The organism is Mesorhizobium sp. M1307, from assembly GCF_040318155.1.
GTDB lineage: Bacteria > Pseudomonadota > Alphaproteobacteria > Rhizobiales > Rhizobiaceae > Mesorhizobium.
Genome location: NZ_JAMYLR010000008.1, coordinates 141,065 through 161,274, shown reverse-complemented (window position 1 = coordinate 161,274; position 20,210 = coordinate 141,065). Strand labels below are relative to the sequence as shown.

Annotated in this window: 15 protein-coding genes; 5 read left to right on the top strand and 10 right to left on the bottom strand. The window is 62.7% G+C overall.

Annotated elements, in window-relative coordinates:
- Positions 1–10: 10 nt before the first annotated feature.
- Positions 11–649, bottom strand: coding sequence for an acyl-homoserine-lactone synthase (locus NKH16_RS12835; RefSeq protein WP_023677342.1), 639 nt, complete (start codon positions 647–649; stop codon positions 11–13).
- Positions 650–746: 97 nt separating this feature from the next.
- The gene (locus tag NKH16_RS12830) at positions 747–1,478 is read right to left on the bottom strand and encodes a helix-turn-helix transcriptional regulator (protein WP_023677341.1); all 732 of its coding nucleotides are present in this window, start codon (positions 1,476–1,478) and stop codon (positions 747–749) included.
- Between the two features lie 270 nt (positions 1,479–1,748).
- Between NKH16_RS12830 and NKH16_RS12825 the strand changes: the two genes are divergently transcribed.
- Positions 1,749–2,600, top strand: coding sequence for an ABC transporter substrate-binding protein (locus NKH16_RS12825; RefSeq protein ID WP_352746984.1), 852 nt, complete (start codon positions 1,749–1,751; stop codon positions 2,598–2,600).
- A 14-nt stretch (positions 2,601–2,614) separates the two neighbouring features.
- Here NKH16_RS12825 and NKH16_RS12820 read toward each other — a convergent pair whose 3' ends face one another.
- Positions 2,615–3,025, bottom strand: a complete 411-nt coding sequence (locus tag NKH16_RS12820) for a tellurite resistance TerB family protein (protein ID WP_023677339.1) — start codon at positions 3,023–3,025, stop codon at positions 2,615–2,617.
- Positions 3,026–3,271: 246 nt separating this feature from the next.
- Between NKH16_RS12820 and NKH16_RS12815 the strand changes: the two genes are divergently transcribed.
- Positions 3,272–4,927, top strand: coding sequence for a lysine--tRNA ligase (locus NKH16_RS12815; RefSeq protein WP_352746981.1), 1,656 nt, complete (start codon positions 3,272–3,274; stop codon positions 4,925–4,927).
- Here the strand turns inward: NKH16_RS12815 and NKH16_RS12810 are convergent.
- The 7 genes from NKH16_RS12810 to NKH16_RS12780 form a co-directional block, all read right to left on the bottom strand.
- Positions 4,890–5,729 (bottom strand): thermonuclease family protein, encoded by an 840-nt coding sequence (locus NKH16_RS12810; protein WP_352455146.1) that lies wholly within the window; start codon positions 5,727–5,729, stop codon positions 4,890–4,892. The genes NKH16_RS12815 and NKH16_RS12810 overlap by 38 nt on opposite strands.
- 11 nt (positions 5,730–5,740) lie before the next feature.
- Positions 5,741–6,385 (bottom strand): S24 family peptidase, encoded by a 645-nt coding sequence (locus NKH16_RS12805; protein WP_352899697.1) that lies wholly within the window; start codon positions 6,383–6,385, stop codon positions 5,741–5,743.
- Positions 6,386–6,467: 82 nt separating this feature from the next.
- On the bottom strand, positions 6,468–8,687 hold the full coding sequence (locus tag NKH16_RS12800; RefSeq protein WP_352455145.1) for a 3-hydroxyacyl-CoA dehydrogenase NAD-binding domain-containing protein: 2,220 nt from the start codon (positions 8,685–8,687) through the stop codon (positions 6,468–6,470).
- A gap of 12 nt (positions 8,688–8,699) precedes the next feature.
- Positions 8,700–9,908, bottom strand: a complete 1,209-nt coding sequence (locus tag NKH16_RS12795) for an acetyl-CoA C-acetyltransferase (protein ID WP_352448635.1) — start codon at positions 9,906–9,908, stop codon at positions 8,700–8,702.
- 31 nt (positions 9,909–9,939) lie between these two features.
- Entirely contained in the window at positions 9,940–11,109 is a 1,170-nt protein-coding gene (locus NKH16_RS12790; RefSeq protein ID WP_352744459.1) for an acyl-CoA dehydrogenase family protein, read from the bottom strand.
- A 239-nt stretch (positions 11,110–11,348) separates the two neighbouring features.
- Positions 11,349–13,145, bottom strand: a complete 1,797-nt coding sequence (locus NKH16_RS12785) for an acyl-CoA dehydrogenase (RefSeq protein ID WP_352744456.1) — start codon at positions 13,143–13,145, stop codon at positions 11,349–11,351.
- A 237-nt stretch (positions 13,146–13,382) separates the two neighbouring features.
- Positions 13,383–13,844, bottom strand: coding sequence for a MerR family transcriptional regulator (locus tag NKH16_RS12780; protein WP_023677331.1), 462 nt, complete (start codon positions 13,842–13,844; stop codon positions 13,383–13,385).
- A gap of 552 nt (positions 13,845–14,396) precedes the next feature.
- Between NKH16_RS12780 and NKH16_RS12775 the strand changes: the two genes are divergently transcribed.
- From NKH16_RS12775 to NKH16_RS12765, 3 genes are all read left to right on the top strand, one after another.
- Positions 14,397–18,257, top strand: coding sequence for a peptidoglycan-binding protein (locus tag NKH16_RS12775; protein WP_352899693.1), 3,861 nt, complete (start codon positions 14,397–14,399; stop codon positions 18,255–18,257).
- A 191-nt stretch (positions 18,258–18,448) separates the two neighbouring features.
- The gene (locus tag NKH16_RS12770) at positions 18,449–19,372 is read left to right on the top strand and encodes a sulfite exporter TauE/SafE family protein (protein ID WP_023676949.1); all 924 of its coding nucleotides are present in this window, start codon (positions 18,449–18,451) and stop codon (positions 19,370–19,372) included.
- Positions 19,372–20,163, top strand: a complete 792-nt coding sequence (locus tag NKH16_RS12765) for a TIGR02186 family protein (protein ID WP_352455141.1) — start codon at positions 19,372–19,374, stop codon at positions 20,161–20,163. Before NKH16_RS12770 ends, NKH16_RS12765 begins: the two co-directional genes overlap by 1 nt.
- The last annotated feature ends 47 nt before the right edge of the window (positions 20,164–20,210 follow it).

Sequence of the window (20,210 nt, the reverse complement as noted above, 5' to 3'; positions counted from 1 at the left end):
CTCTCCAATCTCACGAGGCGCGTCTCTGTCCGAGCATGTCCGGGTACCCTCTGGCCAGCACCGGCGCAAAGTGGTTGCGGCGCGAACGCACCACGTCGAGCGTGTGCTCGTTGAAGGTGAGCAGTGTGGCAACCACCTGCTGGTTGCCATAGGTACGCTGGTAACCGAGCGGGGTTGCCAGGAAATGCAGCTGCAGCGCGCGAAGCACCCACATCGGCTCGAATTCGATGATCACCTGGTTGACGTTGCGCTTCAGACCCCACTCGACGAAGCCGGCGATCAGCTCGGTGCCGACCGTCGACACGCCGCGCCGACCGTCGCGGAATCCCGGCGCAACCGCATAGCGGGTCAGTTCATAGACATTCGGGCCCGACGGTGGGGTTCCCTCATAAAGGTCCGCCAGCACATCGGTTAGAAGATGTGCCCGGGTCGTCGGCAACATCCGCTGATAACCGGCGAGCTCGCCATTGCGGATGACGATCTGGTGCACTGCCTCGTCGTGGTCGAATTGATCGATCTCGAGGCCATCAGGGCGCTGCAGATCGGTCCATCCCATCTCTTCGACGAAAACTCTGTAACGCAAACGATGAACGGCCTCCCAGAGGTCGGGCCGTTCCATCAATTCCTGGGTCGTGAGGGAAAAAAGCATTTGCCGTCTCCTAGTTTCAATAGGAAGATACGGCCGTGCTTTCCCAAAAAAATTACGCGATCACGCAAGCAAGAATTTCTAGGCCGGCGCGGCCGACCTAGTTAATATAGCCGCGCCTTATCGCTTCCGCGACGGCCTGGACCCGGTTGACGGCACCGAGTTTGCTTTTGGCGTTAAGAAGGTGTTTCTCTGACGTGTGTTCCGAAATGCCGAGAATTTGTGAAATCTCCCATTCGGACTTGCCAACAGCAGCCCATTGCAGGCATTCGCGCTCACGCGGCGTTAATTCGACATGATCGATGGTTTTGCCCGCCATGGTGTGGAGCTGCATTGCGCGGCCAATCGCATAAGTCGAGACCAGCGACACCAACCCGAACTCGGCGCTCGACAATTCGACAGCCTCGCCGCCTAGCGACACCATGACGATCTGGCCATCGAGCGTGATTAGCGGGAAGGCCAACCCGTCGCGCAGCTTGAATTCGCCGGCATCGCCCATCACCTCGCCGCCGCTCTTGCCGATGCGGATGCCCTGAGATGCTTCCCGCCACTGGAATGGCGCTTGAAGCTGCTTCATGTGGCTGACGACGGGGTCGTGATCGACGTAGTTGCGCGCGACGTAGCGCTCAAGCCATTCAGCCGGCCAGTCGCAGAGCAGCACATGGTCCTTTTGCTGGTTTCTCGGTGTGCCAGGTTGCGGAACCGTCCCGGCCATCAGCGCCGTCAGCCCGAACCCGCTTGTTACCCCCAGCAGCTTTTCGCAGACGGCGGCGGCTGTGCCGGCGTGCTGCAACTGATCTATCAACTCCAGCGTACGATCGAAATGACCCATCGCAACATCTACCCCATGTTGCCTTCCGCTCTTGACGCCAATGGCAGTGATCAACCCGCACCACGCCATCAACCCCGGACTGCAAAGCTGCCTCCCCTGTGCGTCCTACTGCTCCTCTTCAGCCGGCATCACGCAGTCACTTGCAAACTCACTAAACAATATCCCTAAATTGCAATGATGAAACCAAAAACCGTCGTACCTGTGTTTTTTTCGTACAAAAACCTGTTATTTCGTACGAAAGCCGGGGCAAGACCCGGACGGAGTCGTCGCGTGGCGTTTCGGCGCATATCCATTTCATTGATCTCGATATTGATCGGAGCGCAATCGCTTGCGGTTGCTGCGCTCGCCGCGGAGCCGCAGGTGCCGGTGTTCTGGGACGCCAAGGAGCGGCTGCCAAAGCCGGACCTTTCGATGCTGCCGCGGCTGCGATTCCTGACCACCACGGATTTCCCGCCGTTCAATTTCCTCGATGGGGCAGGCCGGCTGTCGGGCTTCCATGTCGACCTGGCGCGCGCCATCTGCGCCGAGCTCGGCATTGCCGAAAAATGCCAGATCCAGGCGCTGCCCTGGGCCGAGCTCGAAGGTGCGCTCGGGAAAGGCGAGGGCGAAGCGATCATTGCCGGCATCGCCGCGACGCCGGAGTCGCGGTCGAAATACGCATTTTCACGCTCCTACCTGCAATTTCCGGCACGCTTCATCATGCTGAAGACACAGGCGCTGACCGAACCAATGTTCGACAAGCTGCGCAGCAAGCGTGTCGGCGTGATCGCCGGCTCCGCGCACGAGCGGATGCTGCGCGATTATTTCGGCGACGTCCAAATCGTCCCGTTCGCAAAGCCGGAGGAGCTTTATGGCGAGCTGAAAGCCGGCAAGATCGACGCCGCCTTCGGCGACGGCATGCGTTTCGCCTTCTGGCTCGGCGGTTCGGATGCAGCGGGCTGCTGCCGCTTTGCCGGCGGCCCCTATCTGGCGCCCGAATATCTCGGCTCAGGCATGGCAATCGCCACCAGGGCCGACGATCCGGCACTGGCCGCCGCTTTCGACTACGCGCTGCAGGAAATCTCGGTGAAAGGCACGTTCGCCGAGTTCTATCTGCGCTATTTTCCCGTCAATTTTTTCTGAGCTTGGCCGCCGGCTCAGGTCAGCGTGCGAAGGCGGGCCTTGGCGGCTCGCGCAATGGCGGCGACCGTCAGCGCATCGAGGTCGAGTTCCCGGCGGACGAGCTGCAGGACGCGCACCTCCTCCAGGCGCATTTCGAGATCGACAGCTGCGACCTCGAAGGCGGCGGCATAGGCGGTGTCACGCAGGCGTTCGGGCAGCGCCTCGGCGACGCGCGCCAGGACGCCCTCCAGCCCATCCTTTTCATGCAGCATTTTCTGGCAGGCCTGGGCGACCTCGACCAGCCGCTCCTGGTTGAAATCCTCAAACACCGGCCAGGATCGAACGACGTCGCCGATCCGCGCCAGTTCGACGTCGGTCATGTCGCGGTCTGACGCCGAGGTGATGACCATCAGGTAGATCATGGCTTCGTGTGGCGACAATGGCATTTACAACTCCTTGAGATGGTCCCGAAGTTAGGAACGAGGGGCCGGCGCCGCAAGGAAAAACAGCCGCGATCGTCGGCGCTCCGATCACGCCTTGGAACTTGATCCATCCTGACTATCGGGACGGGGGCGCTTAATCTTCTTGCCTGATCACGGTCCTGCCCGAAAACCGGGTTCCACTTTTCGGGATCATGGTCTAGAGCATGCGGCTGCCGGCATGGATGCCGGCAAAGTTGCAGGAATAGCATCATGGCCGAACGACAGCCGATCGATCTCAGCCCGGAAGTCCTCGCCGCCGCCGCCGAAAGCAAGGCGTGGCCATTCGAGGAAGCGAAAAAGATCGTCGCCCGCTACGCGAGCAGCGGCTACCCGGAAACGGTGCTGTTCGAGACCGGCTACGGCCCGTCCGGCCTGCCGCACATCGGCACGTTCGGCGAGGTGGCGCGCACATCTATGGTGCGCCACGCTTTCCGCGTGCTGACTGAAGACAAGGTCAAGACGCGGCTGCTGTGCTTCTCCGACGACATGGACGGATTGCGCAAGGTGCCGGACAATGTGCCTAACAAGGACATGCTGCGCGCCTATCTCGGCAAGCCGCTGACCAGGATACCGGACCCGTTCTCCAATGAGTATCCGTCCTTCGGCGCCGCCAATAACGCACGGCTGCGCGCTTTCCTCGACCGTTTCGGCTTCGATTACGAATTCGCTTCCTCGACCGACTATTATACTTCCGGCCGCTTCGACGGGACGCTGCTCAAGATGCTCGAGCGCTTCGATAAGGTGATGGCAATTATGCTGCCGTCACTGCGCGAGGAGCGGGCGCTGAGCTATTCGCCCTTCCTGCCGATCCATCCCAAGACCGGCATCGTCATGCAAGTCGCGATCGACGAGCGCAAGCTCGACGCCGGCACCATCGTGTGGCGCGACCCGGACACCGGCGAGCGCTTCGAGACGCCGGTGACCGGCGGTCATGCCAAGCTGCAATGGAAGCCAGATTGGGCGATGCGCTGGGCAGCACTCGGCGTCGATTACGAGATGTCCGGCAAGGATCTGATCGATTCCGTCAAGCTCGCCGGGCAGATTTGCCGCGCGCTCGATGCTCCGGCACCCGAGGGCTTCAATTATGAGCTGTTCCTCGATGAGAACGGCCAGAAGATCTCGAAGTCGAAGGGCAATGGGCTGACCATCGACGAGTGGCTGACTTACGCGCCGACCGAGAGCCTTAGCCTTTATATGTTCCAGCGCCCGCGAACCGCGAAGAAGCTTTATTTCGACGTCATCCCGAAGGCGGTAGACGAATATTACACGTTCCTCTCTGCCTATCAGAGGCAGGACTGGAAGGAGCGGCTGGGCAATCCGGTCTGGCACATGCATGACGGCAATCCCCCGGCAGTCGACCTGCCGGTTCCGTTCTCGCTGCTGCTCAACCTGGTCAGCGCCTCGAATGCGCAGAACAGGGACGTGCTGTGGGGTTTCATTTCGCGCCACGCGCCGGGTGTGACGCCGACAACCCATCCCGAGCTCGACCGGCTGGCCGAATATGCCATCCGCTATTTCGACGATTTCGTGAAGCCGGCGAAAGTGTACCGTGCTGCCGACGCGGTCGAGCGCGAGGCGCTGACCAAGCTTTCGGAAGCGCTCGCCGCGCTGCCGGCTGATGCCGACAGCGAGGCAATCCAGAACGCTGCCCTCAATGTTGCGCGCAAGATCGAGCGCTACCAGGATCATTCCAAGCAGAGCCCGGAGGGCGGACCCGGTGTCTCCGTCGCCTTCTTCCAGATGATCTATCAGGTGCTGATAGGTCAGGAACGCGGGCCGCGCTTCGGCTCCTTCGCCGCGCTCTACGGCATCGCCGAAACGCGCGAGCTCATTCAGCGGGCGCTGGCTGGTCAGCTGGCGGCATGAGGACGCCGTCTTGCTCCTCCAGGATCGAGCTAGGCGCTACAGGCGCGGATCGCGACGCAGCAGCCGGGAGCGGCGGCAGGCCTGAAACGCTCGGCGCCGGCCCGAAGACGCCTTTTTTTGCTGCACGCGCCTTCTCGCCGGCTTCTGCGTAAGGGCCGCCCTTGGCGGCGCGCGCCCAGCCATTTTCGACCAGCCATTGGCCGATATCCTGATTGCCGATCCGGCACTCGGCGGCGATCAGATCACGACCGCCTTCGGGCGGCACGGCACAGACCACCGCACGACTGCGGAGAAAGGCGCGGAAGGCCGTTCGCGCCCGAATGCCGCAATTCCAGGACTCGCCGCCGTCGGTGCAAGTCTCCTCCTGCTTGACGATGTCGATACCGGAAACCGCAATCGAATAGCCCTTTGCTTCGATGACCCCGGCGGCCGACGCGACGGGCTGGAATAGTTTCGTGCCTTTCCAGTCGTCGGGCATTTTCGTTTTTGGCGGCTTGGGCGGTCCGGCCAATGCCAGATCGCTCAACGGGGCGCGCGGCTCTATCCGTTCAAGCTCGTTGGAACCGAGCTGCGGCGGCACCACGATTTCTGGATCGATTGCCCTCGAATGCGCCGCCTGCTTGGCCGGCACTGATTTCGGGATGGCCGACGTAGCCGGCGCGGCGGGCTGCGGTTCAGCGCCGACCTGGATTTGCTCCCAGGGGCCGCCGCTTTCGCTCTGGACGGCGCGGCCGCCGGCGACAATTGCCGTGGCCATCGCCGGGATCGCCAGAACAGCCAAGGCAAGGTGAGGCAGACGCACCGGCCCCGCGCCTACTGGCTTGCCCAGACAATCCGCGCCACCCATTCGACATCGCGCATGGGGACGTCGCGGTCCGGGTGATCGGGATTGAGGGAGACCAGCGCGATCGACCTCGGTGTCTGGCGGTCGAGCACCTTGGCCATCACCTCGCCGGCATTGGTCTTGACGACGACGCGATCACCCTTTCGTATGGTAGCCCCTGGCTCGACGATCAGGACATCGCCATTGCGATAGAGCGGCAGCATGGAATCGCCCTGGACCTTCAAGGCATAGGAGGTTTCGGTTGCCCGTGCCGGAAGCTCGATCAGGTCCCATCCCTGCCCCGCTGGAAACCCGGCGTCGTCGAAGAAGCCACCGGCGCCCGCCTGGGCGAAGCCGAGCAGCGGCACCGACGATCTCTGCACGGGTAGTGCGTCGGAATTACCCCGACCCTCGACCAGCCCCGCAAATTCATCCAGCGAGGCGCCGGTCGCCTCGATGATCTTGGCCAGCGATTCGGTCGACGGCCAGCGCGGCCGTCCATCTGAGGACAGCCGCTTCGATTTGTTGAAGGCGGTCGAGTCGAGGCCAGCGCGCCTGGCCAGTCCAGAGGCCGAAAGCGAATAACGCTCGGCAAGAGCGTCGATGGCGGCCCAAACGCGGTCGTGCGAGAGCACCTTGCTCTTCCTTCGAAACAGGAAAAAATACCTTCCCTGTTCTATCCCTTGGCCGCCATCTTGTCCACCGTCGAAGACGGCGTCACGCCGCCTCCTTGGCCTCGTTTCTGGTATAAGGATCGAAGCGCTCGTAGAAGGTCTCGCCCTTCTCGGCCATGTCGAGCAGCAGCTTCGGCGCCTTGAACTCGGCACCGTATTTCTTCTGCAGGCCTTTGGCGATCTTAGCGAATTTTTTCGCGCCGATGCCGTCTATGTAGGACAGTGCACCACCGGTATAGGGCGCGAAGCCGAAGGCCAGGATCGAGCCGACATCGGCCTCGCGTGGGTCGGTAACGATGCCCTCTTCCATCACCCGTACCGCCTCAAGCGCGATGGTGACCAGCAGCCGCTGCTTCAGTTCCTCATAATCGACCTGCTCCGGCGACAGCTGCGGGTAGAGGTCCCTGAGGCCTGGCCACAGCTTCTTCTTGGCCGGTTTTGCCGGATAGTCATAGAAGCCCTTGCCGTTCTTGCGGCCCAAGCGACCATGCGTGTCGACCATCGTGTTGATCAGCGCCATCTGCTTCGGGTCGACCGCCTTGTCGCCGAGGTCGCGCATGGTCTGCTTCATGATCTTCTGGGCAAGGTCGATCGCAGTCTCGTCGGTCAACGCCAGAGGACCGACCGGCATGCCGGCGGCCTTGGCCGCGTTTTCGATCATCGGCGCCGGAACACCTTCGATCAGCATCTTGTAGGCTTCCGACATGTAGCGCAGCACGCAGCGATTGACATAGAAGCCGCGCGTATCGTTGACGACGATCGGCGTCTTCTTGATGGCGCGGACGAAGTCGATCGCGGTGGCCAGCGCCTTGTCGCCGGTCTTCTTGCCGAGGATGATCTCGACCAGCATCATCTTGTCGACCGGCGAGAAGAAATGAATGCCGATGAAATTCTTCGGGCGCGCCGAATTCCTAGCCAGCGATGTGATTGGGATGGTCGACGTGTTCGACGCGAAGATCGCCGACGGCTTGAGCACAGCCTCGGCCTGTTCGGTGGCATCCTTCTTGACGGCCGAATCCTCGAACACCGCCTCGACCACAAGATCACAGCCGGCAAGATCGGCGTAATCGGCCGTCGGCGTGATCAGCGACAGCAACCGATCCTTGTCCTGCGGCTTGGCACGGCCCTTCTTCACCTGATCCGAGATAAGGGTCTCGGAATGCGCTTTGCCCTTGGCGGCGGACTCCATGTCGCGGTCGAGCAGCACCACCGGGATGCCGGCCCTGGCCGTCACATAGGCGATGCCGGCGCCCATGAAGCCGGCGCCGAGTACGCCGATCTTCTTGAACTTCGTTTCCGGCACACCGGCCGGGCGGCGCGCGCCCTTGTTCAGTTCCTGCAGCGACACGAACAACGAACGGATCATCGCTGCCGCTTCCCTTGTCTGCATGATCTCGGTGAAATAGCGTTGCTCGATCCGCAAGGCGGTGTCGAACGGCACCAACAGGCCCTCATAGACGCATTTCAGGATGGCGGCAGCGGCGGGATAATTGCCATAGGTCTCTCGGCGCAGAATGGCGATGGCCGGGGGCCACAGATTGGCACCGGCCACCGAATAGATCGGGGCGCCGGGCAGCTTGAAGCCCTTTTCATCCCATGGCGCCACCGGCTTCAAGCCGTTCCTGATCATCGCCTTGGCGGTTTCGACCAGCTTGTCCGGCTCGGCAATCTCATGGATCAGGCCCATCGACTTGGCCTTCTGAGGCGACAGCGTCTGGCCGGACGTCAGCATTTGCAGCGCCTGCTGCTGGTCGGTCAGCCGTGGCACGCGCTGGGTGCCGCCGGCGCCCGGAAAAATGCCGATCTTCACTTCGGGAAGCGCCATCCTCACTTTGTCTGAATCGGCCGCGACACGGCCATGGCAGGCGAGCGACAATTCGAACGCGCCACCCATGCATGTGCCGTTGATCGCCGAAACCCATGGCTTTCCCGAAGTTTCCAGCTTACGGAACAGGCCGTTCATGGTGCCCGCATTGTCGAACAGCGCCTTGGTCGCCTTCTCCGGGTCCTTCGCCTTGTCGGCGGCGAAGGTCGCCAGCATCTTCTGCAGCATGGTGATGTCGGCGCCGCCCGAGAACGTATCCTTGCCGGAGGTGATCACCGCGCCCTTTATCGCTGCATCGCTCGCCACTTTGTCGACGATGGTATTCAGTTCGAGCATCACCTCCTCGGTGAAGACGTTCATCGAACGGTCCGGCATGTCCCAGGTGACCAGCGCAATGCCGTCGGCGTCGATGTCGAGGGTGAAATTGGTGTAGCTCATCATCTCTCTCCGTCAGACGCGTTCGATGATCGTTGCAGTGCCCATGCCGGCGCCGATGCAAAGCGTCACCAGCGCGGTGTTGAGGTCGCGGCGTTCCAATTCGTCCAGCACCGTACCGAAGATCATCGCACCGGTGGCGCCGAGCGGATGGCCCATGGCGATGGCCCCACCATTGACGTTGATCCGGTCATGCGGAATGTCGAAAGCCTGCATGTAGCGCAGCACCACCGAAGCGAAGGCCTCGTTGAGCTCGAACAGGTCGATGTCCGACAGCTTCATCTTCGCCCGCTTCAACAGCTTCTCGGTGACGTCGACGGGGCCGGTCAGCATCAGCACCGGTTCGGAGCCGATGTTGGCGAACGCACGGATGCGTGCGCGCGGCTTGAGGCCGAGCGTCTTTCCCGCCTTTTTCGAGCCGAGCAGCACGGCCGCCGCGCCATCGACGATGCCGGAGGAATTGCCGGCATGGTGGACGTGGTTGACCTGTTCCACCTCGGGATGCTTCTGCACGGCGACGGCGTCGAAGCCGCCCATTTCGCCGGGCATGACGAAGGACGGGTTGAGCGCGGCCAGCGACTGCATGTCGGTCGAGGGCCGCATATGTTCGTCATGGTCGAGGATGGTCAGGCCGTTCTGGTCCTTGACCGAGATCACCGAATTCTTGAAGCGGCCCTCGCCCCACGCCTTGGCGGCACGCTTCTGGCTTTCGACCGCGTAGGCATCGACGTCGTCGCGCGAAAAGCCGTATTTGGTGGCGATCAGGTCGGCCGAGATTCCTTGCGGCACGAACCAGCCGGGCAGGCCGACCGATGGGTCCATGAACCAGGCGCCGCCGGAGGCGCCCATGCCGACGCGCGACATCGATTCGATGCCACCGGCAATGACGATCTCGTCGGCGCCCTGTGCGATCTTGGCGGCGCCGAAATTGATGGCGTCGAGGCCCGAGGCGCAGAAGCGCGATATCTGCATGCCAGGCGCCTTGGTGTCGTAGCCGGCCTCGAAAGCGGCGGCACGTGGAATGACCGCACCCGCCTCGCCAACCGGATCGACACAACCGAAGATGATGTCGTCGACGGTGCCGGTGTCCAGCCCGTTGCGGTCGCGGATGGCCTCGAGCACCTTGGCGCCGAGCCGCACCGCCGGCACTTCGTGCAGCGAGCCATCCTTCTTGCCCCTGCCGCGCGGCGTGCGCACGGCATCATAGACATAAGCTTCGGCCATTTTCCTGCTCCTTGGGTTTGCTGAAACTCGCTCAGAGCGAGCGCCCGATCAGCAATTTCATGATCTCGTTGGTGCCGCCGTAGATGCGCTGGACGCGGGCGTCGCGGAACATGCGCGCAATCGGATATTCATTCATGTAGCCATAGCCGCCATGCAATTGAAGGCATTCGTCGACGACTTTTCCTTGCAGGTCCGACAGCCAGTATTTGGCCATAGACGCGGTCACCGGGTCGAGGCCGCCGTTGATGTGGCGGGCAACGCAGTCATTATAGAAGACGCGGCCGATGGTCGCCTCGGTCTTCAATTCGGCAAGTTTGAACTGGGTGTTCTGGAATTCGATGATGGCCTTGCCGAAGGCCTTGCGCTCCTTGACGTAGTCGATGGTAAGCGCCAGCGCCCGCTCGACCATGGCAATAGCAGTGGTGCCGATCTGCAGCCGCTCCTGCGGTAATTGCTGCATCAACTGGACAAAGCCCTGGCCTTCCTCGTTGCCGAGCAGGTTCGAGGTCGGCACACGCACGTCGTTGAAGAACAGTTCCGACGTGTCGTTGGCCTTGAGGCCGATCTTGTCGAGGTTGCGGCCGCGCTCGAAACCTTCCACCTCGTCAGTCTCGACGACGATCAGCGAGATGCCCTTGGCGCCCTTCTCAGGATCGGTCTTGGCAACGACGATGATGAAATTGGCGAGCTGGCCGTTGGTGATAAAGGTCTTCGAGCCGTTGAGCTTGTACTGGTTGCCGTCCTTTTCGGCGCGCGTCTTGACGCTCTGAAGGTCGGAGCCCGCACCGGGCTCGGTCATGGCGATGGCGCCGATCAGCTCGCCGGTCGCCAGCCTCGGCAGCCATTTCTTCTTCTGCTCGTCCGAGCCGTAATGGAGGATGTAGGGGGCAACGATCGAATTGTGCAGGCCAATGCCGAACCCGTCGACGCCGACATGGCCGATCGCCTCGATGATGGCGCTCTCATGCGCGAAGGTGCCGCCCGATCCGCCATATTCCTCCGGCATAGAGGCGCAGAGCAGGCCGGCAGCACCCGCCTTCAGCCAGCTCTCGCGGTCGACCATTTCGTTCTTCTCGAACTCGTCGTAACGCGGCGCGATCTCTTCCGACATGAAGCGGTGCGCCATGTCGTAAAGCATGCCGACCTCGTCCGCCGCCCAGGCGGGCTTGGGAAGGCCAAGGATTTCGGCGGGGTGGGTCATGGTTTCTCCCTCGCGCCGACGTTCCCCTCCCCCTCGAGGGGAGGGTGGCCGCGAAGCGGCCGGGTGGGGTCGCCGATGACTTGCTTGACCTTATCTATTACAACCTGCGCCATGTGCCACGGCATTGCGATCATTTTCCTCCAAGGCATGCACCAGAATGGAGGTCGGCGCACTGCACGCAGGACCCCCTCCCGGCCCTTCGGGCCACCCTCCCCTCGAGGGGGAGGGGAACGCCGAAGCTAGAACGCTTCCGCCGGCAGTGTCATCAATGTGTCGGCACCGCTGGAGATGCGGGCAAGATGCGCCGACGTCTCCGGCATGATCCGCTCTATGAAGAAGCGCGCCGTCACCAGCTTGTGGTCGTAGAAAGACGAAGCGCCGTCGGCGCCATTCGCCAATTTCGCTGCGGCCACCCTGGCCATCCGGGCCCACATATAGCCCAGCGCCACCAGGCCGAAGAGATGCATGTAATCGGTCGAGGCGGCACCGGCGTTATCGGGCTTGGCCATGCCGTTCTGCACCAGCCACATCGTCGCCGTCTGCAGATCGTTGAGGCCCTTCTTCAGCGCCTTGGTGAAGGGCGCCATCGTCTCGTCGGTGCGGTTTTCCTCGCAGAACTCTCCGACTTCCTTAAAGAAAGCCTGGACCGCGCGGCCGCCATTCAAGGCCAGCTTGCGGCCGACGAGGTCGAGCGCCTGGATGCCGTTGGCACCCTCATAGATCATGGCGATGCGCGCATCGCGGACGAACTGGCTCATGCCGTGCTCTTCTATATAGCCGTGGCCGCCGAAGACCTGCTGCGCCATTACCGCATGATCGAACCCCTTGTCGGTGAGCACGCCTTTGACCACCGGCGTCATCAGGCCGGTGTAGTCGTCTGCGACCTGGCGATCTTTGTCGTCACCGGAGCGGTGAGCGATGTCGGACTTGATCGCCGTCCACAGCGCCAGCGCGCGGCCGGCCTCGTTGAAAGCCTTCATGGTCATCAGGCTGCGGCGGATGTCCGGATGGACGATGATCGGATCGGCCTTCCTGTCCGGCGCCTTCGGCCCTGACAGCGAGCGGCCCTGCAGACGATCCTTGGCGTAGGAAACCGCATTCTGGTAGGCAACCTCAGATAGCGAAAGTCCCTGCAGGGCGACGCCAAGCCGCGCCTCATTCATCATGGTGAACATTGCTTTCAGCCCGCCATTGGCCTCGCCGAGCAGCGTGCCTTCAGCGTCGTCGTAATTCATGACGCAGGTCGAGTTGCCATGGATACCCATCTTCTCCTCGATCGAGCCACAGGAGACGGTGTTCTTCTCGCCCGGATTGCCTGAGGCATCGAGCTTGAGCTTCGGCACGATGAACAGCGAGATGCCCTTCACGCCATCCGGCGCGCCCTCGATACGGGCCAGCACCAGGTGGACGATATTGTCCGACATGTCATGCTCGCCGGCCGAGATGAAGATCTTCTGACCGGAGATCCTGTAGGTGCCGTCGCCATTGGGGACGGCCTTGGTGCGCAGCAAGCCAAGATCGGTTCCGCAGTGTGGCTCGGTCAGGTTCATGGTGCCGGTCCAGGCGCCCTCGACTAGCTTCGGCAACCATGTTGCCTTCTGCTCTTTGGTGCCATGGGTGATGATCGCAGCGATCGCGCCTTGCGTCAGGCCGGCATACATCATCAGCGACATATTGGCCGACACCATGTATTCGGCAACCGCAGTGTGCACCGCGTAGGGCAACCCTTGCCCGCCAAACTCGACAGGTGCCGCGAGCCCCATCCAGCCGCCTTCGCGATACTGGTCGAAAGCTTCCTTGAAGCCTTTCGGCGTCGTTACCGAACCGTCGTCATGGCGCATGCAGCCTTCCACGTCGCCAACGCGGTTCAGCGGCTGCATCACGTTTTCGGCGAGCTTCGCGCCCTCGGCAAGGATGGCCTCGAGCACATCCGGCGTCGCGTCGGAAAATCCGGGAAGATTGGAATAACGCTGATATCCCAGCACTTCGTTCAGCACGAACAGCGTGTCCCGGACCGGCGCTCTGTAGATCGGCATGCGTTTCCTCCACCATGCGGTCTTGGCCCCGAAATCAGCCCCAGCATATGAGGATGGCAGACGGACCAACGTTGTGGTCGAGATAACAAATATTGACGTTTGCGTAAACGTCAATTCGGCGGTGCGGCAAATTTTCTCCCGCGCGCCAGGACGACAAACGACAAAGCACGGCAAACGACGAAGAACCGCGCAGCGAAAGCCACGCGGCTCTTATTCGTCACAAATCGAAAGCTTAGTTTAGCTCGCTACGCTGGCCTGCGGCGTCGAGCGCTCGATCAGCATTTGCCGGACGGTCGACATCGAAGCACTCAGTTCGCTGATGGCGTCGTCGATCAGCGCCCGCTGCTTCTGCAGACGGGCAAGCTGCTTCTCCGACTTGTCGAGCGCCAGCCGCAATTGCTTGGTGTTGGAGCCGTTCGGATCGTAGAGGTCCATCATCTGCTTGACGTCACGCAGCGAGAACCCGACCTTGCGGCCAAGCAGGATCAGCTTCAGCCGGGCCCTGTCGCGGCGTGTATAGAGACGGGTCGAGCCGTCGCGCTGCGGGTTGAGCAGACCCTTGTCCTCATAGAAACGCAGCGTACGCAGCGTCACTCCATATTTCTTGGCCATTTCGCCGATGCGGACAAGCTCTTCACCGGCTTCGCTCGACATATCGTTGGTGTTGGCCGCGGCTTGGCCGGGCGAAATAAGTTTCATGGTCACTGGCTTTCCCCGTCTGGTGGCGTCGCGGTCGCGGACCTTGCGTCGCCTGAGTGAAAGCGGGGGCGTGCTTCCACTCGTGGTTTCAACAAACAAATCGCAAACGGCGTAATCCGCTCATTTACGTTTACGTCAATTCTATATCGATAGCCGCCTCACCACGCAAGAGCGTTCTGGTCTTGCAACTTTATGCCGCAGCACCAGCGGACAACCTAAAAGGTCGTTGCCGATTTCGGGAGCGATCATGCGGCTGATCAAAATTCTACAACGTCTTTTGCGCGTCCAAAAAAGACACCCGGCGCCGTCGGCAGCCAGCCGACAAAGTTGCAACTTCTTAAGCTTGGTTAACGCGTTGTTTACCACGTTGGGGCGAAATGTGCGCATGTCGGTTACCCGTGTCTATCCTGTACTGAATTTTTCACGGTTTTTCGGAGCGCGGATGAGACCCGGGAAGCTCGTCTTCCACTGCAACAAGCCAGGCAGTCGCGTTCGTCCCGGCAGGACTTTGGGAACCTGGTGAAAGCCAGCAATTCTGAAACGGGCGCATTGATGAACAGCAAGCGGTCCTACCTCGATACACTCAACGCCGGCAGGCAACGCCGGCCGCACACGACGCTTGAAGAGCTCAACCGCTCCCTGGAAACTCTGGAGCAGCGGCTGGAGCGGACGCGCGAGGAGACGGCAAGCCACCCCGATCCGCGCCGACCAGCGGCAGAACCACGCTATCCCAGCGCCCAACCCTATGGCCAGCAGCGCCGGTATGAGGATCCACGCGCGCAGCGGCCGAAAGGTCCAGCAGCGGCTTTCGACCAGAATTACCAGGCGATCGCCCGCGATATCGACCGGGTGCGCGGCCAGGAGGACAGCGTCGCCCTAGCCGGCAAGATCGCCGGGGAATTGCGCGGCCTGCGCGAAGACTTGCGCCAGCAGATGACCTCCGGCCTGCAACGCGAGTTCGAGGTACTGCGCAAGAATATTGGGCGAGCCTTCCAGTCAAATGGCGGCGGCAAAGGCAGCGCCGAACTCAGCGTCGAATTCGAGCGGCTTTCCGGCGCCATCCAGACACTGGCCGAAAAAAGCGACGACAGAAGCGTCAATATGCTGCGGCTCGAGCTTGAGCAGGTCAAAGCCGCGCTCGATACGCTGGCGCGCGAGGAGAGCGTGCAGGCGGTCGGACGCCGCTGGGACGATTTCGACCGCCGCTGGAACGCTTTCGAGGATCGCGTCGAGGCCGATCAGCGCAAGCGTTCCGATGCACCCGGCCTGTCGGCGCTGACGGAGCGGCTCGAACAGATCAGCAATGCCGTCAGCAATCTGCCGGAATCGCTGTCGCTGCGCTCGCTCGAGGAAAAGGTCCGCACGCTTGCCGGAGCGGTCGACCATTTCGCCCGCCAGCAGGACAATCGCGGCGGCGACACATTCAGTCAGATCGACGAGCGGCTCGACGAGATTTCCCGCGCGATCGTCGCCTCGACGGTTGCCGCGCAAGCCAATTCGTTCGACCCCGAGCCCTTCGAACGCATCGAGAAGCGGATCGATTCACTGGCCCAGCAAATCGAAGAAGTGTCGCAGGATCGTCCGGGTCGGGAGGTCATTGACCGTCTCAACACATTGTCGAGCCGCGTGGATGAACTGGCCGGCCGAGCCAATCTGCCGGAACAGGCGATGGAGCGCCTTGCCAGGCAAGTCGCGCTTATTGCCGACAAGATCGACCACGCACCTGCCATGCCCGACGCCGACTACATCTTCCAGGGGCTCGAGCAGCGCTTCGACGTGCTGTCCAGCATGATGGAACGTCGCCAGGGCGACGCAATCGAACAAGGCAACATGCTGTTTCGCGACCTTGAGCGCCGGTTGGACGAGGTCGCCGACAGGCTGGACCAGCGCATGCCGCAGGTCGATAGCGCCGGCATTATGGATGCCATCGACGCCCGCTTCACCGCGCTGGCCAAGCGGATTGAGACGCGCGTTCCAGATCCCGCCAACGAGGCGGCGATCCGTGGCCTGGAGAGCCGGCTCGAAGACATCTCAAGCCGGCTGGATTCGTCCGCGGCACAGGTCGCCAGCATCGACCCGGCGTTGATCCGCAGCCTTGAAGCGCAGGTCGCCGGCCTGACGGCGCATCTTTCCAAGCCCGGCACGCCGCTGCCGGAATTCGACGACATCAGCCCGCGTCTCAACGAAATCGAGAAGTCGCTGGCCGGAACCCGCGATTCCATCCTCGGCGCGGCGCGCGAGGCGGCTGAGAGCGCCGTCCGCTCACTGGCCGGATCAAGCGCCAACACGGCGGCCGTTACCGGCCTCGCCCAGGACCTGAAGACGCTCGAGGCACTGACGCGCCGTTCGGACGAGCGCAATTCGAGAACGTTCGAGGCTATCCACGATACGCTGCTCAAGATCGTTGACAGGCTTGGTTCATTGGAGACGGGCGAACCGGCAAGCGCGGAGTTGAGCAAGCGTTTCGGCCGGCCATCCAAGATCTCGGTGCAGGACGCACCGTCGATGGACCTCGACCAGCCGCTGCCGTTGACGGGCAGCATGGCCGATCTCGACGGCCGCGCCGCGGCGCTCGTGCGCGACGAGCCAGGTCCGCGTACGCCAGCCGAGGCCGCCGCCGCAGCAGCCCTGGCGGCTCTCGGTTCAGACACGACGCGTGAAAAAACCGAGCAAGGCGGCGGCAGGAAATCGATGTTAGGCGGGCTGGCGCGCGCCTTGAAGGGCAAGAAGGACGCCGAGATGCCGCCGCTTGCAGGCTCGGCGCAGAGCGCCGAGGTACCGAGCGTCGATCTCGACGAGCCCCTCGACCCCAAGCTCGCCAACCGGCCACTGGAACCCGGCTCCGGCGCACCCGACCTCAGCGCCATCATGAAGCGCGTGCGCGACGAGCGCGGGCAGCCGACCCGGGAAGGCGGCGCTGAGGCGGCGAAATCGGACTTCATCGCGGCAGCCAGACGGGCTGCGCAAGCGGCGGCCGCCGAGGCGGACGCCCTCAAGCGCCAGTCGACGATGAAAGGCCCGGTCAAGGCACTCAGGATCGGCGACCTGCTCAAGGCGCGGCGCAAGCCGATCCTGATGGGGGCAATCGCCATCATGCTGGCGCTTGCCGGCCTGCAACTGGGCAAAGCCTTCTTCTCCGACCCGGTCGAAGTCACCGACAATGAGGCGGCACCGGCCGTGGCCGTACAGCCGGCGGAAACCGCTTTGGCCAGCGTTGCCAGCGAGCCGAAGGCGGACGCGCAGACGACAACACAGGAGAGCGCGCCGTCGCCCACGGTCAGGCAGGCAGAGCCATCCGCATCGATGACCAAGGACGACGCGGCGGCACAAACCGGCCCCGCTACACCGGCAGCCGAGACATCGACGGCGCCCTCGGCTTCCGCGGCGCCCGCTGACCTGGCGGCGCAAGACACCGCGGCCGCAGTGCCCGCGCCGGCAGCGGCGACGGCCAGCGACGCCGAGCCAATGGCTGCCGCGCCTGCTATAGCCACCGCTGCGACGCAGGACACGACCGGCACGGTGCCGCCGGCGGATGCTGCCGCGGCAGGCGTTGCCAAGATCGACGTTCCGGCCGATGCCGGTCCGGCCGCCCTGCGCGATGCAGCGGCCGGCGGAGACGCCAAGGCGCTGTTCGAGATCGGCTCGCGCTACGCCGAGTCTCGCGGCGTCAAAGAAGACATGGCGGCGGCGGCCAAATGGTATGAGAAAGCTGCCGAACTCGGTTTCGCACCGGCAGAATACCGCATCGGCAATTTCTACGAGAAGGGCATCGGCGTCGCACGCGACATCAAGAAAGCGAAAACCTGGTACCAGCTTGCCGCAGCGCAGGGCAATGCCAGCGCGATGCACAATCTTGCCGTGCTGTTTGCGATGGCGGCGGATGGCGTGACCGACAATGAATCGGCAGCGCGCTGGTTCCAGGCGGCGGCGGATCTCGGTGTCAAGGATAGCCAGTTCAATCTCGGCATCCTCGCGGCGAAGGGCGTCGGCATGAAGCGGAACCTTGAGGAGAGCTACAAATGGTTCGCACTCGTCGCCAAGACCGGCGACAAGGATGCGGCGGCCAAGCGCGACGAGATCGCCAAGGCGCTGAGGCCCGAGCAGCTGGAGCGTGCGCGGGCCGCGGCTGAACTGTGGAAGGCCAAGCCGCTCGATCCAGCCGCCAATTCGGCCGACGTTCCTGAATCGTGGCAGGACGGAACACCGCAGACGACCGCCGGCATCGACATGAAGAAAGCGGTCCAGAACATCCAGCGCATTCTCAACAAGAACGGCTACGAGGCCGGCAATCCCGACGGCATGATGGGCCAGAAAACCAAGAACGCGATCATGGCCTTCCAGGCCGACAACGATATGAAGGCAACCGGCGCGATCGACGAAAAGCTGGTCAAGGCGCTGCTTGCGCGTAAATAACGGCGGATGCGTCGTTTCCGCGACGCCCTTGCCACAGATTTGCCTGTTAACTGATTGAGTTGTTTTTTGTTTCGGCGGTGCGGCGAAGTTTGACTTCACGGCCCGGCCGGCGCAAGAACGAGATAGCCTTCTGACGCAAAATGCCCGCAACGGTTGCATTCGCCAGGAGGCAAACTGATCGAGACTGACGGGTGGGCATCTATCTCCCGATCGCGGAAATTTCCGTCAACATCTTCGTGCTGCTGGCCATGGGTGCGGCGGTGGGTTTCCTGTCGGGCATGTTCGGCGTGGGCGGCGGCTTTCTCATTACGCCGCTGCTGATCTTCTACAACATACCGCCGGCAATCGCGGTCGCCACCGGCGCCAACCAGGTCATCGCTTCCTCCTTCTCCGGCGCCCTGTCGCACATGAAGCGCGGCACGCTCGACTTCAAGCTCGGCGGCGTGCTTTTAGCCGGCGGCATCGTCGGCTCGACCGGTGGTATCTATGTCTTTGCGCTGCTGCGCCGGCTCGGCCAGCTCGACCTGTTCATCTCGCTGCTCTACGTCGTGCTGCTCGGCACCGTCGGCGGACTGATGCTGGTCGAGAGTGTCAATGCGCTGCGCGCCACTCGCAGCGGCGCCGCACCGGTGTTGAAGAAATCCGGCCAGCATAATTGGATCCACCGCCTGCCGCTGAAGATGCGGTTCAGGGCCTCGAAGCTCTTCGTCAGCGTCATTCCGGTGCTTGGGCTGGGCGCGGCGATTGGCTTCCTGTCCTCGATCATGGGCGTCGGCGGCGGCTTCATCATGGTGCCGGCCCTGATCTACCTTTTGAAAGTGCCGACCAACGTCGTCATCGGCACCTCGCTGTTCCAGATCATCTTCACCTCGGCTTACACCACGCTGGTCCACGCCACCACCAACCAGACGGTCGACGTCATGCTCGCCTTCCTGTTGATGGCAGGCGGCGTCGCCGGCGCGCAATATGGCGCCAAGGCTGGTCAGAGGCTGCGGGGCGAGCAACTCAGGGCGCTGCTGGCGCTGCTCGTGCTGGCGGTAGCCATCCGGCTTGCCATCGATCTTTTCGTCACGCCGCCCAATCTCTATTCTCTGTCCGGCGTGGGCCTGAGCTGATGGCCGGCCTAAGGACGCTCGCGGCCGCCGCCTTGCTGTCGCTGCTGGCTGCTGCGCCACCGGCGAAGGCGCAGGCGCCACTGACCGAAAACATCCAGATCGGCCTTTCCACCGACAATGTCTCGATTACCGCCGGCTTTTCCGGCGCCGACCTGACCATTTTCGGCTCACTGGAAAATGCCGATCCGCTTGTCGCGCGGCAAGGGCGCTACGACGTGATCGTCGTGCTGGAAGGCCCGGCTCGGCCGGTCGTCGTGCGCCGCAAGGACCGGGTGCTCGGCGTCTGGGTCAATCTGGAGTCGGAGACCTTCAAAAACGTACCTGTCTCCTATTCGGTGGCGACGACGCGGCCGCTGCAGGACGTCACCGATCCGAACAGCTACAAGCAGCTGTCGCTTGGCGCCTCCAACCTCTATTTGCAGCCGGCCGACGCGGAGGACAGCCCGGCGACAATCGAGGAGTTCACCGCCGCGCTGCGCGAACGCAAGGCGGCGACCGGCCTCTACAGCGAGAATGTCGGCGGTGTGCAGTTCCTGTCGCAGAACCTGTTCCGCGCCACCGTCAGGCTCGCCCCAAACGTTCCGGTCGGCACCCATAAGGCCCGCGCCTTCCTGTTCAAGAGCGGCCTGTTCATCAAGGAAAGCTCCGCCCAGCTCGAAATCCGCAAGTCCGGTTTCGAACAGTCGATCTTCCGCGTCGCGCACGACTATTCCTTCCTCTACGGCGTCTTTGCCGTATCGCTGGCCATGCTGACCGGCTGGCTCGGAAGACTGGTGTTCAGGAAAGACTGAACTCTCGTAAAAGTGGTTTCCCTTTCCGAGGGTATGGGTTAGACCGC